This window comes from Arcticibacter eurypsychrophilus, assembly GCF_001730525.1.
GTDB classification, from domain to species: Bacteria; Bacteroidota; Bacteroidia; order Sphingobacteriales; family Sphingobacteriaceae; genus Arcticibacter; species Arcticibacter eurypsychrophilus.
Map to the genome: position 1 here is coordinate 316,930 of NZ_MDFN01000001.1, position 20,007 is coordinate 336,936.

The 20,007-nt window shown below is 40.0% G+C and carries 20 protein-coding genes; 6 read left to right on the top strand and 14 right to left on the bottom strand.

Annotated elements, in window-relative coordinates:
* Position 1: 1 nt before the first annotated feature.
* From BFL47_RS01330 to BFL47_RS01375, 10 genes are all read right to left on the bottom strand, one after another.
* Positions 2–889 carry a TIM barrel protein gene (locus BFL47_RS01330; RefSeq protein WP_069657979.1) on the bottom strand — a complete coding sequence of 296 codons (888 nt, stop codon included), beginning with the start codon at positions 887–889 and terminating at the stop codon, positions 2–4.
* A gap of 12 nt (positions 890–901) precedes the next feature.
* The gene (locus tag BFL47_RS01335; protein WP_069657980.1) at positions 902–1,780 is read right to left on the bottom strand and encodes a hydroxypyruvate isomerase family protein; all 879 of its coding nucleotides are present in this window, start codon (positions 1,778–1,780) and stop codon (positions 902–904) included.
* Complete coding sequence (locus BFL47_RS01340) at positions 1,777–3,009, bottom strand: nucleoside permease (RefSeq protein WP_069657981.1); 1,233 nt, start codon at positions 3,007–3,009, stop codon at positions 1,777–1,779. Before BFL47_RS01340 ends, BFL47_RS01335 begins: the two co-directional genes overlap by 4 nt.
* Positions 3,010–3,018: 9 nt before the next feature.
* Positions 3,019–3,753: a 3-keto-disaccharide hydrolase gene (locus BFL47_RS01345; protein WP_069657982.1), complete on the bottom strand. Its 735-nt coding sequence runs from the start codon at positions 3,751–3,753 to the stop codon at positions 3,019–3,021.
* A gap of 8 nt (positions 3,754–3,761) precedes the next feature.
* Positions 3,762–4,211, bottom strand: a complete 450-nt coding sequence (locus BFL47_RS01350) for a c-type cytochrome (RefSeq protein WP_245681266.1) — start codon at positions 4,209–4,211, stop codon at positions 3,762–3,764.
* Between the two features lie 155 nt (positions 4,212–4,366).
* Complete coding sequence (locus BFL47_RS01355) at positions 4,367–5,422, bottom strand: sugar phosphate isomerase/epimerase family protein (protein WP_069657983.1); 1,056 nt, start codon at positions 5,420–5,422, stop codon at positions 4,367–4,369.
* Positions 5,423–5,425: 3 nt separating this feature from the next.
* Complete coding sequence (locus BFL47_RS01360) at positions 5,426–6,586, bottom strand: Gfo/Idh/MocA family protein (RefSeq protein ID WP_069657984.1); 1,161 nt, start codon at positions 6,584–6,586, stop codon at positions 5,426–5,428.
* Complete coding sequence (locus BFL47_RS01365) at positions 6,574–7,143, bottom strand: gluconate 2-dehydrogenase subunit 3 family protein (RefSeq protein WP_069657985.1); 570 nt, start codon at positions 7,141–7,143, stop codon at positions 6,574–6,576. The genes BFL47_RS01360 and BFL47_RS01365 overlap by 13 nt, the downstream gene beginning before the upstream one ends.
* Before the next feature lie 16 nt (positions 7,144–7,159).
* A complete protein-coding gene (locus BFL47_RS01370; protein WP_069657986.1) occupies positions 7,160–8,629 on the bottom strand; it encodes a Gfo/Idh/MocA family protein in 1,470 nt (489 codons plus the stop codon).
* A 20-nt stretch (positions 8,630–8,649) separates the two neighbouring features.
* Entirely contained in the window at positions 8,650–10,335 is a 1,686-nt protein-coding gene (locus BFL47_RS01375; RefSeq protein ID WP_069657987.1) for a GMC oxidoreductase, read from the bottom strand.
* Positions 10,336–10,978: 643 nt separating this feature from the next.
* On the opposite strand from BFL47_RS01375, the gene BFL47_RS01380 reads away from it, so the two are divergent.
* The 4 genes from BFL47_RS01380 (at position 10,979) to BFL47_RS01395 (ending at position 14,565) form a co-directional block, all read left to right on the top strand.
* Complete coding sequence (locus BFL47_RS01380) at positions 10,979–11,590, top strand: Crp/Fnr family transcriptional regulator (protein ID WP_069657988.1); 612 nt, start codon at positions 10,979–10,981, stop codon at positions 11,588–11,590.
* A gap of 94 nt (positions 11,591–11,684) precedes the next feature.
* Entirely contained in the window at positions 11,685–12,218 is a 534-nt protein-coding gene (locus BFL47_RS01385; RefSeq protein ID WP_069657989.1) for a YfiT family bacillithiol transferase, read from the top strand.
* 13 nt (positions 12,219–12,231) lie between these two features.
* Positions 12,232–13,455, top strand: a complete 1,224-nt coding sequence (locus BFL47_RS01390) for a metallophosphoesterase (protein WP_069657990.1) — start codon at positions 12,232–12,234, stop codon at positions 13,453–13,455.
* Between the two features lie 252 nt (positions 13,456–13,707).
* Complete coding sequence (locus BFL47_RS01395; protein WP_016194362.1) at positions 13,708–14,565, top strand: sigma-70 family RNA polymerase sigma factor; 858 nt, start codon at positions 13,708–13,710, stop codon at positions 14,563–14,565.
* A 59-nt stretch (positions 14,566–14,624) separates the two neighbouring features.
* On the opposite strand, the gene BFL47_RS01400 is transcribed toward BFL47_RS01395, so the two are convergent.
* Together BFL47_RS01400 and BFL47_RS01405 are read right to left on the bottom strand one after the other, a co-directional pair.
* Positions 14,625–15,248, bottom strand: coding sequence for an HAD family hydrolase (locus BFL47_RS01400; protein WP_069657991.1), 624 nt, complete (start codon positions 15,246–15,248; stop codon positions 14,625–14,627).
* Between the two features lie 3 nt (positions 15,249–15,251).
* Entirely contained in the window at positions 15,252–15,941 is a 690-nt protein-coding gene (locus tag BFL47_RS01405; protein ID WP_245681267.1) for an HAD family hydrolase, read from the bottom strand.
* A gap of 40 nt (positions 15,942–15,981) precedes the next feature.
* On the opposite strand from BFL47_RS01405, the gene BFL47_RS01410 reads away from it, so the two are divergent.
* A complete protein-coding gene (locus BFL47_RS01410) occupies positions 15,982–16,290 on the top strand; it encodes a DUF3817 domain-containing protein (RefSeq protein WP_069657992.1) in 309 nt (102 codons plus the stop codon).
* A 158-nt stretch (positions 16,291–16,448) separates the two neighbouring features.
* Positions 16,449–17,177, top strand: a complete 729-nt coding sequence (locus tag BFL47_RS01415) for an acyl-CoA desaturase (RefSeq protein ID WP_069657993.1) — start codon at positions 16,449–16,451, stop codon at positions 17,175–17,177.
* 289 nt (positions 17,178–17,466) lie between these two features.
* On the opposite strand, the gene BFL47_RS01420 is transcribed toward BFL47_RS01415, so the two are convergent.
* Positions 17,467–18,798: a GH1 family beta-glucosidase gene (locus BFL47_RS01420; protein ID WP_069657994.1), complete on the bottom strand. Its 1,332-nt coding sequence runs from the start codon at positions 18,796–18,798 to the stop codon at positions 17,467–17,469.
* A gap of 43 nt (positions 18,799–18,841) precedes the next feature.
* A complete protein-coding gene (locus tag BFL47_RS01425; RefSeq protein ID WP_083256928.1) occupies positions 18,842–19,879 on the bottom strand; it encodes a glycosyltransferase family protein in 1,038 nt (345 codons plus the stop codon).
* Positions 19,880–20,007: the final 128 nt, after the last annotated feature.

Consider the following 20,007-nt stretch of genomic DNA (forward strand, 5'->3'; position numbering starts at 1 on the left):
CTTATCCTAACTCTGGAATTAATACTTTAGCCGTATAATTTGCACTTTCTTTTATACTAACGAACGGATCTATAGAAAAATTCTCCTGCTCTACAATACTATGCTCAAGGCCGGCTAGTTTAGCCGAAGCGAATATTTTTTTATAATCTATGGAACCATTGCCAACTTCGGTGTTCTTTGTCGAATCAACTTTATCCATATCTTTCACATGCCATAGTGAAAATTTACCTGGATATTTTTTAAAGAGTTCAACAGGATCTTTGCCTGCTTTTACAATCCAATACAGGTCTATTTCAAATTTTACTAAATCCGGATCAGTCTCCCTCAAAAGAATCTCATAACCGGTAACACCATTAAAATCCTGAAATTCGAAAGCATGATTGTGATAACCAAAGCGGAGGCCTGCTTTTTTACATATTTCTGCTGCTTGATTAAATTTAGCTGCCAATTTTTTATAATCATCAGCAGTTTGACGTAAATTGTCAGCTAGATAGGGAACCACCAGGTACTGATGTTTCAGTGTTGTCGCTGCCTCTATGTAACTATTTAGCTTGTCCGTTTTCCCTTCCGGACCAAGGAAATCTGTAAAATCATAGTGACCACTTATGGCATGTAATCCATTTGATTTGAGTATCTGTTCCAATTCCTGAGGAGATAAACCCCAGAACTTATTATTCGCATACCCAAATAGTTCTACCTCTTCGTATCCGGCTGCCGCAACTTGAGCAATCACTTTTCGTGGGTCTTTAGGGAGTTCGTCCCTTAATGTATATAATTGAAGTCCTACCTTTTTGGTTTGAGCTGAAGCCACACAAGATAAATGTGGCAAAACCAAAGCGCCTGCTGCTGCCATAGCTGTTTGTTGAATAAAAGATCTTCTGCTAGTCATATTATGTTAATTTTATACATCACAAATTTCGAGGGCTTTACGTAATGAGGCCACTTTATCTTTCTGTAGAGGAATAAATTCCTGAGCCAGATAGCCTTTAAAACCAGTTTCTTTAATTGCTTTTATTATTGCAGGGTAATACAATTCCTGTGTGTCGTCAATTTCATTCCTTCCCGGAACCCCAGCTGTATGGTAATGTGCAATATAAGCGTGATTTTCCCTAATAGTATGGATCACATCTCCCTCATTGACCTGCATATGATAGATATCATACAGCAATTTAAAATTATTGGAATCTATTCTTTTTGCCAGCTCTACGCCCCATGAGGTACGGTCACATTGATAGTCTTTGTGGTTAACTTTACTGTTTAACAGTTCCATAACCAGTACGACTCCATGCTTTTCTGCCAGAGCCATTACCTTTTTTAATCCATCAGTCGAGTTTTTAAGTCCGGTTTCATCATCCATCCCCCTCCTGCTTCCACTGAAACAGATGAGATTTTTATACCCTGCTTTCGCAACAAGCGGAATCATCTCCATATAGTTTTTAATCAGAACAGGGTGATATGCCAGAGTATTCCATCCGTCTGTAAGATTAATTTCCGCACCATTACACATGGAGGAATACAGATTATACTTTTTAAGAGTCGGCCAGTCTTTAGGACCTACGAGATCAATCGCTTTCATCCCTAAAGTGTTGGCTACCTGACATAGCTCTTCAACCGACATATCATTAAAACACCAGCGACATACAGAATGGTTAATATTTCCTTTAAGCTTATAAGGTGCGTTTTGTTCTGATGCTGCATACGAGGATGTCATAGAGGAAGTGGTAATTGCGGCCGTGCCTGCAAGAAGTGTTTTAATTACTGATCTTCTGGTGCTATTCATCTTTGTTCATTTAAACTTTCATGGATCTCTTGGGGCTGCTTGTTATTATCTTTAAAATAAATAATAAAAAGTAGCATCACAACTGCCGCTATAGCTGCAGGGATCAGCCAAATGATATGCCAGTCATGACCTTCGGAGGTGATGTATGCATCCACAACCGGCCCGGATACTAATGAACCAATCATCATACCCACACCATAGGTTGCAAGAGTGATAATACCCTGTGCTGCACTTTTAAAACGTTCTCCGGCAAGGGCATCCGTATAGATCTGTCCGGTAACGAAAAAGAAATCATAACATACGCCATGCAGCACAATACCCATAATCAGCATCCAATAATTAGCATCTACGTTTCCAAAAGAGAAAAACAGGTAGCGCAATACCCATGCGAGCATACCAATAGCCAGCATTTTTTTCACTCCCAGCCTTAAAAAGAATACCGGGATTAGAAGCATAAATACCGTTTCGGAAACTTGTCCTAATGCCTGTATGGCTGCCGCTGATTTCATACCGGCTTCATTCAAATACAGGTTAGTGAAGTTGTAGTAAAAAGCAAGTGGAATACATATCGCTATAGAGGACAGAAAGAACAGCAGATAGGACTTATTCTTTAACAGCCGCAAAGCATCCAGTCCTAAAACCTCAGCTACAGTAACCTTATCTGATCTTTTCACAGGAGGCGTGGCAGGCAAAAAGAAACTAAGTAAGCCAAGTATTCCTGAAGCTACAGATGCCATTTTGAAGGTAAGGGAGAGCTGATTGGCTTGTTCCCAATTCAAATAGCCTATTATAAGTCCTGCAACGATCCAACCAATTGTACCTAACACCCGAATAGGGGGAAATTCCTTCGCTGGATTGTTCATCTGTCGGAAAGAAACTGAATTGACCAACGCCAGGGTCGGCATATATACAATCATATAAACCACAATGATGGGGAAAAACCCGTCAAAGCCCACAGCGGTTGAGGCTGCCCACAACAAAATACTTCCTAAAATATGCAACACACCCAGGATCTTTTGAGCCGAAAAATAACGATCGGCAATCAATCCTATGATGAAAGGCGCAATGATGGCGCCTATAGACTGTGTAAGATAGGCCAAACTGGTCTGTGTGCCCGATGCACTCAAATCCTTGACCAGGAATGTCCCTAATGTAACAAACCATGCTCCCCAGATAAAGAACTCCAGGAACATCATAGTGGAAAGTTTAATGCGGTTGGACGAAGTCATTCTGCTTAGTTAAAGTTTTCTAATCTTAATATTACGATACCAAACCTCGTTTCCATGGTCTTGTAAAGCGATCTTACCCGATTTGTATATTGAAAAATCAGGCATGGAAGCAAACTTACTTCCTGCAACCAATTTTTTCCAGTCCTCATTCCACAAAGTTGTTGATACCACCTTTATACCATTCAGATATAAATCAAGTTTGCCTTTTTTGCTAACAATTTCTGCTTTATTCCATTCTCCTACAGGCTTTACAGGTTCGGTACTGCTTGCTACCAGGTCGTAAAGGTCACCTGCTCTATGTTTAGGAATTTTTCCATCATCATGTCCATCGTTATCCAGCACCTGCATTTCCAGACCAGTATTATAGGTATCCGGATATTTTGCCTGATCATCATGAACATAAAAGATAATTCCGCTATTTCCTTTTGCTGATATTTTCCATTCCAGCATCAGATCAAAGTCTTTAAACTCTTGATCAGTAACCAAATCTCCACCTGCGACACCGGCTGCCTTTGCAGCAGCATCCAAATGGAGTGCGCCATCCTGAACTTTCCAGGCAGCACCTGCTGTAGTTTTACCATAAGAGTGCCAACCTTCTGTAGATTGCCCGTCAAATAATACTTTCCAGGGACCCGCATGAGTAGAAGACACTTTAGAGGCTTTCTCTACCTCATCTGGTTTATTAAAAGCGGTAATTCCCAAAATAATAAATAGCGTTGAAACTGTTAACCATACTTTTTTCATAGAGTCATTTAATTTAAAGAGAGTATATATTTTACCATTTCATGAGCATCCTGATCACTGATTGCAGGATGAGATGTCATAGGCACATCACCCCAGACCCCGCTTCCTCCTTTGATAATTTTATCAGCCAGCAGGTTGATATTGTCATCAGTTGGCTGATACTTTTTAGCCACATCAACATAAGAGGGACCCACCAATTTAACTTTCTCCTGATGGCAGCTTAAACAATCGGACGATTTAATTAACTGGGCACCTTTTTCATAAGCGCCTTGAGGAGGCAACCCGGCATTGCGGTTTGTTCCCAGGTCATTCACATTCGTATCCACTTCTGACTGCCGGGTAACAGCAGCCATGTCTGAAGCACCTATAGAATCACCGCTTGTACTCTTTTCCGATTGAGATGTACAGGAAATTAGCAGTACATTGAGGCACAACAGAGGTATTATGTTTTTCATCATTGATCTTGCTGATTTTAAATTTTGATTTCTCTAAGTCAATTTAAATAGTTTGCCTGATTCTTGCAGTTGTTGAATTTTGATTATTCTAATCTTATTAATATGGGCTCTTTAATTCTTGCAGATTTTAGACCCAGAAAAATTAATTTTATTTTCAATTAGTCCAAGCCTATAATTCTCCTGTTTAGCTCCTCATTTGTACCACTGCTGGCAAAGTCATCAAAAGCCTTATCCGTAACTCGAATAATATGATCTTTTATAAATTTCGCGCCCTCTCTTGCTCCATCATCTGCGTTCTTCAATGCGCATTCCCATTCCATAACAGCCCAACCTTCAAAATCATAAGCCGTTAACTTACTAAAAATAGCTTTGAAATCTACCTGGCCATCACCTAAAGAACGGAACCTTCCAGCCCGGTCTACCCAGGATTGATATCCACCATACACCCCTTGTTTACCTGTAGGATTGAACTCTGCATCTTTTACATGAAACATCTTGATCCGTTCATGATAATGATCGATATATGCCAAATAATCCAAACACTGCAGAACAAAATGCGAAGGATCATATAAAATACTTGCCCGTGGATGATTATTCACTTTTTCAAGGAACATTTCATACGTTATACCATCGTGAAGATCCTCCCCGGGATGTATTTCATAACATAAATCAACGCCATAGCTATCAAATACGTCCAGAATAGGGCTCCAGCGTTTGGCAAGCTCAGTAAACCCCTCTTCCACTATTCCAGCCGGACGCTGTGGCCAGGGATAGACTAACGGCCACAATAAGGCACCACTAAAAGTAGCATGGGCCTTTAACCCAAGGTTATACGAAGCCTGTGCAGCAAATTTTAACTGCTGGATAGCCCATTCCTTTCTTGCGGAAGGGTTATTCCGATACTTTTCGGGTGCAAAGCCATCGAATAAAAGATCGTAAACCGGGTTAACAGCTACCAATTGCCCTTGTAGATGAGTCGATAATTCAGTAATTTGAAGTCCCGCCTCTTCGACCGTTCCTTTTATTTCATCTGCATAGGTCTTACTTTCAGCAGCCTTTTGCAGGTCTATAAAACGGCTGTCTGTCGTAGGAATCTGTACACCCTCAAATCCCATTTCTTTTGCCCAGGCACATATAGATTTCAAACTATTAAAAGGAGCTTCAGCTCCAATAAACTGAGCTAAAAAAACAGCCGGACCATTTATTGTTCTCATTATTTATACGTTAAAGTCTAACCATTTAGTTTCCGACTGACCAGAGGCAATAACATGCTCAATAAAGGCCATTCCTCGTATTCCATCCTCTATTCCCGGATAGTCAAGCCATTCCTTCTGAGGTTTATCATTCATCAATTGCGCACGGACAGTCAGTGCAAAGTTCCTGTATAAATTGGCAAATGCCTCCAGATACCCTTCAGGATGACCTGCAGGAGTTCGTGAATTATGTGTTGCATACGAGCTTAAATAGGAAGCACCTGTACGCAGTATTTCTGTAGGTTTATCAAGCCATTTCAGCAGAAGCGTATTGGCATCATTTTGCTGCCAGTCCAAACCTCCCTCATCTCCATAAACCCTTATTCTAATATTATTTTCTTCTCCAGCAGCAACTTGTGTAGCAATAAGTACTCCGCTAGCACCATTTGAAAACTTCATCAAAACAGCTCCATCATCATCCAGCTGCCTACCCCTCACCACAGTGTTAATATCTGCACAAATGCTAACTACCTGTAGTTGGCTCACATACTCAGCCAGATTAAAAGCGTGCGTCCCAATATCACCCATGGCACCGGCAACTCCACTCTTCGCCGGATCCGTTCTCCAGAGTGCCTGCTTATTATCCGTCCCCTCCTCAAACCGGCTTAACCAGCCTTGTGGGTATTCGACATACACTTTTCTAATCTCACCAAGTCTGCCTGAAGCGACTACCTGCCTTGCTTCTTTAAGCATTGGATAACCGGTATACGTATGTGTAAGGCAGAATAATTTACCAGTGCGCTCAATGATTTCTTTTAACAAACGAGCCTCTTCGAAAGTAAAAGTGGCCGGTTTATCCAAAATAACATGAAAGCCTAACTCTAAGGCAAGCTTAGCAGGTTCAAAATGAAGGTGGTTAGGCGTAACAATACTGATTACCTGAACACGTTCATTTTCAGGAAGTCGCACTTCACTTTCAATCATCTGCTGATAGGTATCATAGATGCGGTTAGTAGCCAGACCTAATAAGTTACCTGTAGATTTAGACTTCTCCGGATCACTGCTAAATGCACCACACACTAAAGTATACTCATCATCCATCCGGGCAGCAATCCGGTGAATCGCACCAATAAAGGCACCCTGCCCACCACCTATCATCCCTAACCGGATCTTTAAATTGCCCATGCCCGATCTCCCTTTTTATAATCCATACAGCCATCATACCTTCCAGGAATGGGCAGATATCTCAATGCTTTAGTTGCACCTACTTCCGAGGTAAAATAACCCAAAAGTGTGAGCTGTTTCATCATGCTAAAATAATGATTTGGATCTTCAGGCTTCTTCTCTTTAGCGTATTTTTTCTGTTCCTCATCCAGCGTCTTTAAAAACTCTGTACGGCTTCTGGAATCCCCTTCCAGGAATGATGACCCATATTTTTTATCGAACGACTTATCCAGATCGGATAATCCCTTCATAAATACTTCCTGATCTTCAGGAATATAACAATCCTGTACCATTGCCGTCATAAATGCCCCTACCTTAGCAGCCTTAGCTCCCGGTGTGGATGTTTGGGGAAGTATCGTTTCGGCAATCTCATCCAGTAATAATAGCTGATCCTGATCAAACAGATTATTCACCTTTTCGGGCGAGGGGTTGCAACCCATTTGCATAAAAAGCTCGGCACCCAGTACGGTTCCGCCCATAATTAAGGCGACTTTTTTTATTGCTTCTCTTCTATCCATAAGATTTAGAATTCAATTAAATATCCATTGACCAGCCTTCACGATACTGCCGTTTCACAAATTGGTTTACATCGTCAAAATTGGTCACTTTCATCTGCTCATTATCCCATAATAACTTGATATAGCGGCCCGGATAATCCATCCCCTGACCATCTGCTTTAGGTTTTTGCACATCAAAACCACGTATAGCAAGGTTCGCCATCAGTAGTGCTTCTGTAACCGGTCCAGCAATAGAAAAGGGAGAACTAACCTCCTTTTTCCCCCACCCGGCAATGCTAGCTTCAACCCATTGGGCATAATGACCTTCAGCACCACCCGGCACTCTGGTTATGGTTGGAGCAATTTGAACAGTAGCACTCCGCGACAAAGGCAACAACCTTGGGTCTGCCCCATAGGTACTGCACATCATTTTTCCTTTTGTTCCAATGAATAAAGTACCATTACCTCCGTCTCCAAAAAGCTCCGTAGGGGCAAGTTCAGCAGGACGCTCAGGCTGAATTCCTCCATCCATCCAGTGTAAAGTTACCTCACCTGTTGTCTTAGGAGTGGCAGGAAAAGTCATCGTAACATGACTGGAAGGCGGACAACTTTCAGGAAAATAGCCCCGTTTAAACTCATCTACATAAACACTGCCAACGCTGCATTGCACATCCTTAACGTAGGACAAGCCAAGAACACGAAACGCAGGTTCAATCAGGTGGCAACCCATATCCCCCAAAGCACCTGTACCGTAATCCCACCAGCCGCGCCAATTAAAGGGCACCAGCTTATCGATATAATTTTTAGAAGGCGCAGTGCCCAACCATAGATCCCAATCCAGTTCCTTCGGAACCGACACATTGGTTTGAGGCCATGGAATCCCTTGAGGCCACACAGGGCGGTCTGTCCAGCTGTAAACCGTATGCACATTCCCTATTACGCCAGCATTGTACCATTCCATTAACTGACGCACACCATCTCCCGAAGCACCCTGGTTACCCATCTGAGTAACTACTTTATATTTTTTTGCTGCGTTAGTTAAAGCACGTGCTTCGTAAATATCATGCGTAAGCGGTTTTTGAACATACACATGTTTGCCCAACTGCATAGCAGCTAAAGCAATCACAGCATGATTATGATCAGGCGTAGAAACCGTTACTCCATCAATATGCTTGGCCTCTTTCTCCAGCATTTCACGCCAGTCCTTATAATATTTAGCTTTAGGGAAATTCTTTACGGTGGTAGCCGCACGACGATCGTCCACGTCACATAAGTACCCGATTTCAGCCTTACCACTTTGAAATATACTCGTGATATCACTCGCCCCTTTACCTCCAACCCCTACAGATGCCACGATCAAACGATCGCTGGGTGCCAAAAACCCTTTACCCCCCAGTACATGCCGGGGAACAATCATGAATGCCGCAGCAGTTACCGCCGCATTTTTAATAAAAGTCCTTCTCGATTCACTACTTACAGGTTTAGAAGGTATAGTATGATCTGACATATGATTTTTATTTAATAAGCTTAAGCAATATTATTCCCCTTTTTCAACTCTTTATCAGCATAATCAACAGCCCTTGCTGTTAACGCCATGTAGGTTAATGAGGGATTCACGCAACTGGCAGAAGTCATGCAAGAGCCATCTGTTACGAATACATTTTTAGCATCCCAAACCTGGTTCCATTCATTCAAGACAGAAGTTTTGGGATCCCTACCCATGCGGGCAGTACCCATTTCATGAATCCCCTGTCCCATTGCATAACCAGAGTCATATGTTTTCGCATCTTTAACACCTGCCGCTTGCAGCATCTCCTGTGCATCGATCATCATATCTTTGCGCATGGCATGTTCATTTTCCCTGATCTCACAGTCAAAGGCCAATACCGGTAGTCCCCATTTATCCTTTACCTTCTTATCCAGTGAAATCTTATTATCATGATAAGGCAGCGTTTCCCCAAAGGCACCTATTCCTATCCGCCAATTTCCAGGCTCAGATAAAGCATCTTTAAACTCAGCTCCTATATTAAATTCAGCAATTTCTCTACCCCAATTATCCCTGGAAGCGCTTCCCTGGTAACCAAATCCACGCAGATAATCCCGCTTATCGCCAAACAGGTTTCTAAACCTTGGCACATAGATCCCATTTGGCCTTCTGCCATAATAATATTTATCCTCATAGCCTTCCACGGTACCCGAGGCTCCACATCTGAAATGATGATCCATTACATTATGACCAAGTTCACCGCTACTACTTCCCAGTCCTCCATCCCAGACATCAGTAGCTGAATTCATTAAAATCCATGCTGAGTTCATCGTTGAGGCACACAGAAAGACTACTTTTGCATGGTATTCAATTGTTTCGTTCGTTTCTGCATCAAGCACTTCAACCCCTTTTGCTTTTTTAGTATCCTTATCATACAGGACACGGGTTACAATGGACCAGGGTCTTAGCCTTAAATTACCTGTAGCCATGGCTGCAGGAAGTGTGGAAGACTGCGAACTGAAATAGGCACCAAACTGACAGCCCAACCAGCATTTATTTCTATACTGACAGTTTGTACGATCGTGATGAGGGGCAGTAAGATTTGCACTTCTGCCAATAATCATAGTTCTGGAATTATTATAATGCTTTTTTATGCGTGCGGCAACATCTTTCTCGACACAGTTCATCTCCATTGGAGGCAAATAATCGCCATCAGGCAACTGTGCCAATCCATCCTTTGAACCATTTATGCCTGCAAACTTTTCAGCATAACTATACCAGGGTGCAATGTCCTTATAGCGAATTGGCCAATCTACAGCAATACCTTCTTTTTTATTGGCTTCAAAATCGAAATCACTAAACCGATAGCTCTGTCGTCCCCAGGTAAGCGATCTTCCGCCTACATGATAGCCCCTGTACCAATCAAATCGCTTTGTTTCAACATAAGGACTTTCTTTTTCATTGACCCAATAGCTCAGATTAGCCTCGTTTAGGGTATAATCCCGATTGAGTACGGGATAGTCATGTATCATTTCTTGTGTTTTGCCACCACGGTGTTCGTAATCCCAGGGGTTTTTATTGGCGTTGACATAGTCTTTAACATGTTCTACATTCCGGCCACGCTCGAGTAACAACGTTTTGAATCCTTTTTGACTTAGCTCCTTTGCCGCCCATCCTCCAGAGATACCAGAGCCCACAACTATTGCATCATACGAATTATCTGACATACTTATATTTGGTTAATAATATGCTATAAAATCAATAAATGGCAACATTTTCGTACGCCTTTTTAGTACAGGCATACTGTTTAAAATTGGTCAAAAACTATATTTTATGCTAGTACAAAATATCTTCTATGTGCACCAGATAAAGTTGATGCTATAACCTATAATTTAGTTAATCTTTTCAAATATCTCACATATAAAAAATACGCACTTAGTCCCCACCTAACTCGCACCTTGTCCGCACCTTCTCCGCTCGGGATGCGGATCAATTGCCTATTAGGTAGATATTAAATCCTTTTCATTTATGCATTAGGTAATATGCATAATCACGTCCTGGTTATTCTTTTATTTCATCTTCCAATTGAACCACACAACTTAATTAGCGTGCAAAATAGCCCTTTTCAGAAATCCTGTTACAAGTATAAGTAATAAATTAAATAATCCAAATTTCGCAATTCCAACACTGGTTTTAATTCTATAACTGAAAAAATGGCAATTTACCACCCGTAACTACTTTAATACCATGTTAAATTATGATTTATAATGACCAAAGTCATTTTTATTTAAACGACTGATCGCTAATTTTAGAAAAAGAATTTAGCACAACCAACTGTTTAATCTTTCCTTATCACTGTTCGTATCCATTATGCACAATAACGCAATTCTCAAAGCACTTGACCATTTTGTACTATTAACTGATATACAGAAAAAAGAAATCCTTAGTTGTTTCAAGGAACACTATTATATAAAAGATAAAATAATTTTACGGGAAGGATTTACGAACAGACTTTTATACTTTATCGCTAAAGGAGTAGTAAGAGAATATCAGTATTCGCTATCAGGCACACAGAAAACACTCTCTTTTAAGAGTTCCGGTGATTTTTTTACTGACTTGGAAAGTTTTGAAAAAAGAAAGTCATCCTTCGTTAGCTTCAGTGCAGAAAGCGAAAGTGTGGTATATACGATCGACTATTTCCTTTTAAAAGATTTGATTGAAACACATAAGGAAATTAAAATGGCCTTTGCTAAATGCAGAGCGCATTATTTAGCAATAAAGAAAACCCGAAATACATTCCTCTTTACAGAGACGGTTGAGAGCCGGGTGATCAAAACATACGAAGATTATCCTGAAATAATTAAACACTGCAAAAAAAGAGACATCATTTCGTATCTACGCACGAATAGCCAGATATACAACAATATATTAAGGAGCATTCCTGAAGTACCTGTTCTAGAAAGAGGAATAACCCCCTCCTGATATAAAAATTGATCTCTAACGATTTTACAATTGCTATAGGTTTCGGCTGTATATTACTTATTTTAGCTGCTTAACGGTAATAAACGTAAACAGCATGAGTATAGAACAATGGACCTACCCTATCGGCCGATATCAAGAACCCGAAGAGCTCAGTGAGGCGCTAATAAGTAACTCGATATCAGCTATACAGGCACTTCCAAGCTGGCTTGATGTCGTTATTGAAAATTTAGACGAACACCAACTGAATACCGCCTACCGACCAAACGGCTGGACCATTATCCAGGTTATTCATCATTTAGCGGATAGCCACATGAACGCTTACATCCGTCTTAAACTTGCATTAACCGAAGATAATCCAGTGGTAAAGCCATATGACGAAAAGCTTTGGGCAGAATTACCAGACGTGCATCTTGTGCCGGTAAACGTTTCAATAACCCTTGTTCATGCACTTCACATACGCTGGGTTCAATCCTTACTTTCTTTAAAAGGCGACGATTGGAATCGAAGTTATTACCATCCGGAATCGAAGGAAAGTGTATCTATGTGGAAAATGACCGCCCACTATGCATGGCACAGCAGGCACCATATGGAACAAATGAAGGGATTACGTGATAGAATGGGCTGGTAAGCAATCATAAACTATGAACAAAGCTCGTTTGCCTATTTCCCTTTCCATTGTTTTATTAGTCGTAGCTTTACTGAACTGGTACGTTATATCTGGTTTTTACCTGGTATTGTCTAATCCTGTTATCATTCGATCCTTCTGCATTTTACTAGGCGTCCTGATTGTAGCTTTGGTTTATGCTATCATGCGTATGCGCATTACTGGAATGACTGCATTTTCAAAGACCGTGAGCCATTCCTTCCTCATTTTAGTGATCACTGAACTGGTTTTTGCCTCTGTATTATTGCTGGGCGACATATACAGGGCTTTAAAAGGAATACTTATGTTCGTTTTAAAGTATGATCAATTTGTTTATCCCGCACGAAGCATCTATGTAATCGAGTTGGCTATTTTGTTATCGGCGCTGTGTTGCGTTTTTATAGTTTATGGAATAATATACGGCAAATATGCTTACCGGGTCATCAAACACACATTGTATTTTGATGACTTACCAGCAGCCTTTGATGGTTTTACGATTACACAGGTTTCGGATATACACGCCGGAAGTTTTGGCAATAAAAAAGCAGTCCAGAAGGGAATAGACCTGATCAAGCAACAAAAGTCAGATCTTTTTGTCTTTACCGGCGACCTTGTAAATAATAAAGCAGAAGAAATTGCTCCATGGATCGAGCAGTTTTCAAGTATTAAAGCGTCTTATGGCCAATTTTCAATCCTTGGAAATCACGATTATGGCGATTATATCCGATGGCCGGATCCACTATCCAAATCAAAAAACTTACAAAAGCTAAAAGAATATCATGTGCAACTGGGTTTCAAACTTCTATTGGATGAGCATGTAGAGATCCATAAAGACGGCGACACATTGATCCTGGCAGGAGTAGAAAACTGGGGAGTAGGATTTGGAGAGCGAGGAGACATCAAAAAAGCATTTCAAAATGTGAAAGAGGAACAATTTAAGATTTTATTATCACATGATCCTACACATTGGGAAACTATAGTTAAGAATTATCCCATGAAAGTACATTTGACATTAGCCGGACATACGCATGGTATGCAGTTCGGTTTGGAAGCCTTAGGAATCAAATGGAGCCCGGTAAAGTACCGTTATCCGCATTGGGCCGGAATAACCAGCTTTAATAACCGATATTTGAACATAAACAGGGGCTTTGGGTTTCTTGGATTTTCGGGTAGAGTAGGCATTTGGCCCGAGATAACTGTTATAGAGCTAAAGAAACATTAATTGCACTCATATCCCACAAAATATCACACTCACTTTACACCAATTAGGGAATATATTTGCTATCTTTGCAATAATGTTTACAACCGCATCTGCATTCCATCTAATTTAGAAAACTAATTACTTCAAAAAACTGCAACCTTGTTGCTGTTTTTGCGTTGTAATATTATAACAATAATTGTTATAAGCAAAATAGTTTATAATAAAGTACGTTAGGATTAATGATCATCTTGTATTAACACATTTGATTTAAAAATGAGACAACTTAAAATATCCCAATCTATTACTAATCGTGAGTCCCAATCCCTGGACAAATACCTGCACGAAATAGGTAAAGTAGATTTAATCACTGCTCAAGAAGAAGTTATACTGGCTCAAAAGATACGTGAGGGTGACCAGGCCGCTTTAGAGCGTTTAACTAAAACAAATTTACGTTTCGTTGTTTCTGTTGCGAAACAATACCAAAACCAAGGATTAACGCTTGGTGACTTGATTAATGAAGGAAACCTTGGACTGATTAAAGCTGCTAAACGCTTTGATGAAACAAAAGGATTTAAATTCATTTCTTATGCCGTATGGTGGATCAGACAGTCTATCTTGTCAGCTGTAGCTGAACAATCAAGAATAGTACGTCTCCCATTAAACCAGATTGGCTCATTAAGTAAAATAAATAAAGCTTATTCTAAGCTTGAACAAGAATTTGAACGCCAGCCTTCTCCTGAAGAACTTGCAGATATTCTGGAAACTACAGTTGAAAAAATCTCTGACTCTTTAAGCAATGCAGGTCGTCAGGTTTCTATGGATGCTCCATTTGTTCAAGGGGAAGAAAACACATTGCTTGACGTGATGCAGAGTGATGATCCGGGAACAGACAGTCACCTGATAAACGACTCTCTTGCCATGGAAATAAGTCGTTCTCTAGCTACTCTTTCAGAACGCGATCGTGAAGTATTGATCTTATTCTTTGGGATAGGAAGTAACAATCCATTATCACTGGAAGAAATTGGAGAGAAATTCAATCTAACCAGAGAGCGTGTACGTCAGTTAAAAGACAAATCGCTTCAACGATTGAAACATGCCTCAAGAAGCAAAATTTTACAATCATATTTATAGTATTTTAATAGTTTAATAAGCATAAAGAGCTGAAAGTTTTACTTTCGGCTCTTTTGTATTTACAGCAATTTGTCTATACGAATCCAATCCATACCGGCAGCTTCAGCAGAAACGACACCTGGATTGCCATCCTCAAAAACCAGACACTCATGTGGTTCTACACCTAGCAGTTCTGCTGCTTTTAGAAATGGATCAGGATAAGGTTTACCATGCTCAGTTTCTCCGGCACATACTAAAACTTCTACCTTAGCACTTATACCCAACACATTGAGCGTCTTTATAACCGCTTCTCTGGAACCTCCGGAGACAACGGCAATTTTAACCAACCCTTCGTGAGCCAAAAGATGGTCTACTACATACTGTACTGGTTTAGTATGCTCAATATAGTCGTTATAAAAAATAGCGTATTTTTCTTGTTCAAAAGTTAAAGGGTCAAAAGAGCTTTCATAACGTTGATTGATGCGCTCTACCACTGCCTGTACCGGAAGTCCGGCAAATTCATCAATAATAAGCGGATCAATCTCTACGCCACTGCCCAGTGCTACTTGTACGTAGGATTCCTTATGAGCCATCATATTATCCGCAAGCGTACCATCGCAATCGTACAAAAAAGCTTTATAATTACCCTGGCTCAGTTCTGTTAATTGCTTTAATTTCCGGTTGTTCGCTATGTTTTCTACCATCTTTTATAAAATCTCAGTAAGTTCAAGTAAACTATTCGCATTGGCAATCTGCCCTTCGGGTACTTTCCCAAAACCATAGGCCGCAAATATAAAAGGTACACCAGCTTTCCTACTTGACTCAAAATCACCTTGCGTATCTCCTACGTAAACAGGAAATTTGAGGTGATAATCGGTTACAATATCTTTAATATTATCTGCCTTAGGCTTTCCTTTTGATCCATAACTCTGATGACCAGTAAAATATTGCTGAAGATTATAATAATTCAGAAAGACCTCAATGTAACCTGATTGACAATTACTTACAATAAACAGCTTATACTTATCTGCTAATACTTGAATCGTTTTGAGTAAATCCGGGTAAAGAATCCCTCCCCTGCTTGCTAAGGTATCCAATTCCTTTTTAGCACAGATCAGTTTAAAGGCCTCACGCTGTTCGGTGTCCAGTTCAGGAAATAACTGATCATAAATGGCATCGTAAGCCATCCCGGCAATTCCGGCAACCTGTTCTGCAGTAATATCATTTTTAACATAATCCACTTCTTGCTTAGCTGATTGCCATGCAAAAGCAACACCCGCTGTTGAATCCCATAAAGTGCCGTCCAGATCAAATATGATACTATCGAATCGTTGTTTTAATGTAATATCCATGTTGCGGGCAAAAATATAGCTTTGCTTCTGAAAACAATTGTTCATTTTTGTCCAAATATCTTAAATCAACCCTGGTATCAATAAAATGACAAAACCCCGCATAAATGCACTCCAACAACTTCGCGTAATCGGAATAACGGAGGGTATCTCTTACCTCTTTCTTTTACTCATTGCTATGCCATTAAAATATTACTATGATCTACCTTTGGTAGTCAAGTACAATGGCTGGGTGCACGGCATCCTGTTCATTATCTATATTGCAGCAGTATTAAAAGCCACATGGCTTTGCAACTGGTCTTTACTACGAATTCTAAAATACTTCATTGCCTCTTTAATTCCGCTTGCTACTTTTATTCTGGATAAGGAATTAAGAAAGGACATCTCTGTTTTATAAGAATAAGGTTGATCCACTTATTTCAATTAGGCATGCTCAATAATCTATTGGGCACGCTTTTAAAGAGATTCGCTATTTAATTTAAGAAGGGAAAATTTATTTATTATTAATTTTGTATTAACTCAAACTATTCTACTAATCTTCACGTTTAATTTTCAATGTATATTTTATTATTTTTTGTCGCCCATTGGTTTTCTTCTCTATTCTTCCAAACGGTTTTCCTTCATCGGTATGCCTCGCATAAAGTCTTCACAACCAGTAAGTTCTTTGAACGCGTGCTATTTTTAATGACATATATCTGTCAGGGTTCTTCTTATTTAAACCCAAGGGCTTATGCAACCATGCATCGTGATCACCATGCATTCAGCGATACTGAAAAAGACCCTCATTCTCCTCATTTTTTTAGGGATGTATTTCAAATGATGTGGGCTACAGTATTAACCTTCCGCGATCACGTAAAGTTATCTAAAGAGAAATCTATTAAAGGAAATCCATCCTATCCTGAATGGCCAATCCTGGATCGTATAGGATCTTCTATTGCCTCTCGTTTGGTTTTTGGTGGTTTATATACCTGGTTCTACATTGAATTTGCCACCCATTGGTGGATGTTCCTTTTATTACCAATTCACTTCCTTATGGGTCCTCTGCATGGTGCAATTGTCAATTGGTGCGGACATAAATATGGTTATTCGAATTTCAATAATAACGACCATTCGAAGAACACCACACCCTTTGATTTCCTGATGTTAGGGGAATTATTTCAGAACAACCATCACCGTTTTCCTAATAGTGCTAACTTTGGTCACCGTTGGTTTGAAGTAGATCCCATTTATCCGGTAATTAAATTCATGCATTGGATTCATCTGATTAGGTTAAGGAAAGCCTAATCATTTAAAGATTATTGTAAAGCCCTAGAATCGAAACTTCATAAGCTCCTTTTATGCCATACTTTACTATAAATTGAGTTTCCTGATGCCCTAAACTCAATGAATTTTATTGAGTGCTTTAATTTAAATTTCTTAAAGGAATAGAATACTCTGATCCTTTATTGAATACTCAAGTGCATTTGAATTTTTTTTAAGTTATACAAAAAGTTTTTAAACAATTGGATGCCATTGAATTATTGAAGGCAATTTTAATCTCTTAAGGCTATGCAATGATTTAATTAAACTAATTTTATGGCTTTATGAAATCAGCATACCATTTTCCTGATGATTTAATGATCCTTTCTTGTGTATCAAAATCGACATGTACCAATCCAAATCGTGGATGATATCCTTCTGCCCATTCGAAATTATCTGTCAGCGTCCATACGAAATAGCCTTCTACCTTACACCCTTCATTTTTAGCCTTTAAAACTTGCTCTATACTGGTTTCCAGATAAGCTAAACGTTCCTGGTCATCCACATGTCCCTGGACCACCGCATCCGGAAATGCAGAACCATTCTCCGTAATATAGATCTTCTTGATTTGCGGATAGGCATCGTACTTCTTAATGATCGGATAAATACCTTCGGGGTATACTTCCCATTTCATCGAAGTGAGTGGAACATCTCTATTCTCAGCCTTTACCAGTTTGGCATGCAGATAAGGCGTTAGGAGAGAAAACCGTATCACTTCTCTCGTATAAGTTTGAATACCAATAAAATCGAAGTCGAAAGACATTTTATCTTCATCTCCAGGTAACATATACTTTCGTATTCCTTTCAACAAGGAAAGCTCTTTATCCGGATAACCCAATCCAAGAATGGGCTCAATAAACAAGCGGTTAAACAATATATCTGCACGGTTAGCGGCTGATTTATCCCAAGCCCGTTGCGAATAAGGCTCAACATGCGAACATGAAAAAGTTGTTCCTATTTCAGCCTGCGGACATAGTTTACGCAAAACCCTTCCACCTTCTGCCATACTCAAAACCGCGTGATGAATTGCAGGAAAAAAATTCTTTAAACCTGTCCTTCCCGGAGCATGTAAACCAAGGAAATAACCTGCCCCGGTAAATACCATGGGTTCGTTCATGACCATCCAATGTTTGATACGGTCGCCATACTGCTTTGCACACACTTCAGTGAAATCGGAAAACCAGTTCACTACATCTCTATTTGTCCAGCCTCCCTTGAGCTCAAGCGCATGTGGCAAATCCCAGTGGTAAAGTGTTGGCCATGGCTCAATTCCTCTTTCCAGACAGCCGTCAATTACCCGATCATAATAGTCTAATCCTTTTTGATTCACAGGCTTAAGTCCGGTAGGCATAATACGGGACCATGCAATAGAAAACCGAAAATTAGGAATATGAAGGCTCTGCACCAAGTCCAGATCACGTTCATAAATATTATAAAAATCACAAGCTGTATTGGCATGGTGCCCATCTTTTATCTTCCCCTTAATATTGGAAAAAATATCCCATATAGACGGGCCTTTGCCCTCTGCATCACAACCACCCTCTATTTGAAATGCAGCCGTAGATACACCCCACTTAAAATCAGCACCAAATAATTCTTTATTCAAGTCCCATTTCCCCTTCTTTACTCATCTTATAAACGACCCGTTTCTATTTGGTCTGATCAAACTGATTATCAATAGTCCATTGAGTTGGAGATGTTCCGGTTTGATTGTTTACAATGAAATTAACCACTTTCTGCGTAATATCAGGATAATTTACAGGAATAATTTGACCGTTATCGAGCCAATCGCGAATCACAGGCTCATACTTATCTTTCAGACTTTTCATTACAGGCACTCCCATTTCCTGAAGAGCTGCAGCATTTAAATGTTGTTCATATTGGTTTTTCATGGGAATGACCAATAGTTTTTTACCCATAAACAGTGCTTCAGCAGGTGTTTCAAAGCCTGCACCGGTTAAAATACCCGATGACTGCGCCATGCTAAGCGTAAACTTTTCATTATCGATTGGTTGAATCTTAATATTTTTAACTGTCAGCGTCTTCTTGTTGTGCTTGGAAAATACATCCCACTTGACATCCTTAAAAGCAGAAAGCTGTTTGATTAAGCGTACATCATCATAAGCAGGAAGATACACGGTGTAATGTCCTCGATCAGAAACGACCTGATTACGTACCTGACTCCTTATCACCGGCGTAAACGTATTATCATCATAAGCTTTGAAATGAAAACCATAACGAGAGCTTGCAGGTGCATAATTATGAAGAATGAGATTACCAAGCATGTCCCGGTGCTCTGCTTTTGGTGCATTGGGTGAAAGTACCGCAGACTGATGACTCAGTGAAACACAGGGTTTGTTCTTCATATAACAGGCCCATGCTGATACCGGCTCAAAATCATTGATCACCAAATCATACTCTTCCACAGGTAAGTTATTGATACCCTTTACCAGTCTTCGAAGATTCGCTTTAAACAAGGTGTTCCATAGGTTCACACCACCGGACTTGCCAAAGATAAAGCTCAGCCCCTTCATTTTATACTTGACATCAAAGGGCAAAACGAGGTCACACTGAATACCGCTAATGAGGATATCCACTTCACCTAGTTGTTGTAGACAGGGAATGACATCCATGGCCCTACTGAGGTGTCCATTACCAGTACCCTGAATTGCGTACAGTATTTTCATATAAAAAAGGACCTAATCCTTGCACGAAAATACCGTTCTTTAAGATAGTAATACAAAACAATTGGATTTAAATTTATATAACTCATAAAAACAAGATTTGATTCGTTCCAACCATAGTATAAATTGGA

Excerpts from the sequence above, each read along its gene's own strand:
- BFL47_RS01330 (WP_069657979.1), bottom strand. The coding sequence starts at position 889 with ATGACTAGCAGAAGATCTTTTATTCAACAAACAGCTATGGCAGCAGCA.
- BFL47_RS01335 (WP_069657980.1), bottom strand. The coding sequence starts at position 1,780 with ATGAATAGCACCAGAAGATCAGTAATTAAAACACTTCTTGCAGGCACG.
- BFL47_RS01340 (WP_069657981.1), bottom strand. The coding sequence starts at position 3,009 with ATGACTTCGTCCAACCGCATTAAACTTTCCACTATGATGTTCCTGGAG.
- BFL47_RS01345 (WP_069657982.1), bottom strand. The coding sequence starts at position 3,753 with ATGAAAAAAGTATGGTTAACAGTTTCAACGCTATTTATTATTTTGGGA.
- BFL47_RS01350 (WP_245681266.1), bottom strand. The coding sequence starts at position 4,211 with ATGATGAAAAACATAATACCTCTGTTGTGCCTCAATGTACTGCTAATT.
- BFL47_RS01355 (WP_069657983.1), bottom strand. The coding sequence starts at position 5,422 with ATGAGAACAATAAATGGTCCGGCTGTTTTTTTAGCTCAGTTTATTGGA.
- BFL47_RS01360 (WP_069657984.1), bottom strand. The coding sequence starts at position 6,586 with ATGGGCAATTTAAAGATCCGGTTAGGGATGATAGGTGGTGGGCAGGGT.
- BFL47_RS01365 (WP_069657985.1), bottom strand. The coding sequence starts at position 7,143 with ATGGATAGAAGAGAAGCAATAAAAAAAGTCGCCTTAATTATGGGCGGA.
- BFL47_RS01370 (WP_069657986.1), bottom strand. The coding sequence starts at position 8,629 with ATGTCAGATCATACTATACCTTCTAAACCTGTAAGTAGTGAATCGAGA.
- BFL47_RS01375 (WP_069657987.1), bottom strand. The coding sequence starts at position 10,335 with ATGTCAGATAATTCGTATGATGCAATAGTTGTGGGCTCTGGTATCTCT.
- BFL47_RS01380 (WP_069657988.1), top strand. The coding sequence starts at position 10,979 with ATGCACAATAACGCAATTCTCAAAGCACTTGACCATTTTGTACTATTA.
- BFL47_RS01385 (WP_069657989.1), top strand. The coding sequence starts at position 11,685 with ATGAGTATAGAACAATGGACCTACCCTATCGGCCGATATCAAGAACCC.
- BFL47_RS01390 (WP_069657990.1), top strand. The coding sequence starts at position 12,232 with ATGAACAAAGCTCGTTTGCCTATTTCCCTTTCCATTGTTTTATTAGTC.
- BFL47_RS01395 (WP_016194362.1), top strand. The coding sequence starts at position 13,708 with ATGAGACAACTTAAAATATCCCAATCTATTACTAATCGTGAGTCCCAA.
- BFL47_RS01400 (WP_069657991.1), bottom strand. The coding sequence starts at position 15,248 with ATGGTAGAAAACATAGCGAACAACCGGAAATTAAAGCAATTAACAGAA.
- BFL47_RS01405 (WP_245681267.1), bottom strand. The coding sequence starts at position 15,941 with ATGAACAATTGTTTTCAGAAGCAAAGCTATATTTTTGCCCGCAACATG.
- BFL47_RS01410 (WP_069657992.1), top strand. The coding sequence starts at position 15,982 with ATGACAAAACCCCGCATAAATGCACTCCAACAACTTCGCGTAATCGGA.
- BFL47_RS01415 (WP_069657993.1), top strand. The coding sequence starts at position 16,449 with ATGTATATTTTATTATTTTTTGTCGCCCATTGGTTTTCTTCTCTATTC.
- BFL47_RS01425 (WP_083256928.1), bottom strand. The coding sequence starts at position 19,879 with ATGAAAATACTGTACGCAATTCAGGGTACTGGTAATGGACACCTCAGT.